The sequence below is a fragment of the Actinosynnema sp. genome (assembly GCF_052038725.1).
The window spans coordinates 1-1521 of sequence record NZ_JBQGCX010000222.1; the positions used below are offsets into that span (position 1 = coordinate 1).

Annotated in this window: 1 protein-coding gene; it reads left to right on the forward strand. The window is 75.4% G+C overall.

Going from position 1 to position 1521, the window contains the following annotated elements:
- Positions 1 to 194: 194 nt before the first annotated feature.
- Positions 195 to 1442 (forward strand): diaminobutyrate--2-oxoglutarate transaminase, encoded by a 1248-nt coding sequence (gene ectB / locus ACTUAL_RS04360; protein ID WP_440899348.1) that lies wholly within the window; start codon positions 195 to 197, stop codon positions 1440 to 1442.
- Positions 1443 to 1521: the final 79 nt, after the last annotated feature.

Below are 1521 nucleotides of genomic sequence, written 5' to 3' on the forward strand. Positions count from 1 at the left end.
GGCCGCCGTGCGCCGAGGCGGGCCCGCGCTGCGGTGCGCGGGGGCCGCCCTGCTGCTCGTGCTCGTCGCCTTCCTCCCGGCGGGCGCGCTGCTCACCGGGTGACCCGCCGCCCTGCCCAGCTCAGCTCTGCCCCTGTCCTGCCTCGCCCCGTCCTGCCCTGTCCCCGTCCTGCCCCGTCCCGAGGAGAGAAGCCATGGCCACCCCCGCGATCGAGTCCGAGGTCCGCAGCTACAGCAGGAACTGGCCGGTGGTGTTCGACCGCGCGGGCGGCAGCCGCATCGTCAGCGAGGACGGCCGCGCCTACCTGGACTTCTTCGCGGGCGCGGGCGCGCTGAACTACGGCCACAACCACCCCCTGCTCAAGCGGGCGCTGCTCGACTACCTCGAACGGGACGGGGTCGCGCACAGCCTGGACATGCTCACCCGCGCCAAGCGGGAGTTCCTCGCCGAGTTCGCCGAGCGGGTGCTCGCGCCGCGCGGGCTCGACTACCGGGTGCAGTTCACCGGCCCAACGGGAGCCAACAGCGTGGAGGCCGCGCTCAAGCTGGCCCGCAAGGCGACCGGGCGGCAGTCGGTCGTCGCGTTCACCGGCGCGTTCCACGGCATGTCGCTGGGCTCGCTCGCGGTCACCGGCAGCGCCGCCAAGCGCGCGGGCGCGGGCATCCCGCTGGGGCACGTCCACCGCGTGCCCTACGACGGCTTCGCGGGCGGCGCGGTGCCCGGCCTGGTCCTGCTGGACGCGCTGCTGTCCGACCGCAGCAGCGGCGTCGACCTGCCCGCCGCCGTCATCGTCGAGACCGTGCAGGGCGAGGGCGGCGTCAACCCGGCCGGGTCCGCCTGGCTGGCCGACCTCGCGGACCTGTGCGCCCGCAGGGGGGTGCTGCTGATCGTCGACGACATCCAGATGGGCTGCGGGCGCACCGGCCCGTTCTTCAGCTTCGAGTCCGCCGGGATCACCCCGGACGTGGTGTGCCTGTCGAAGTCCCTGAGCGGCTACGGCCTGCCGATGTCGCTGACCCTGTTCCGGCCGGAGCTGGACGTGTGGCAGCCGGGGGAGCACAACGGCACGTTCCGGGGCAGCAACCCGGCGTTCGTGACCGCGACCGCCGCCCTGCGGGAGTTCTGGTCCGACCGCGTGCTGGAGAAGCAGACCACCGAGCGCGGCCTGCTGCTGCAGGAGCGCCTGGGCGCGCTCGCGGTCGCGCACCCGTCGGGCGTGGCGCAGGTGCGCGGCCGTGGCCTGGTGTGGGGCGTGGCGTTCCGGGAGCCGGACGCGGCGCGGCGGGTGGCGGCGGAGGCGTTCGCCAGGGGGCTGCTGGTGGAGACGTCGGGCTCGCTGGACGAGGTGGTCAAGCTCCTGCCGCCGCTGACCTCGACGAACGACGAGCTGGAGGAGGGGCTGGCCGTGCTGGACGAGGCGGTCGCGGCGGTGGTGGGCTGAGCGGGCCGCGCTCCGGGGGCGGGGGCGGACCCGCTCCCGGAGCCGGTCGGGCGCCCGGGGATCGTGCTCGGAGCCGTCC

What these genes read in the sequence shown, in the direction of transcription:
- ectB (WP_440899348.1), top strand. Translation starts at nt 195, where the DNA reads ATGGCCACCCCCGCGATCGAGTCCGAGGTCCGCAGCTACAGCAGGAAC.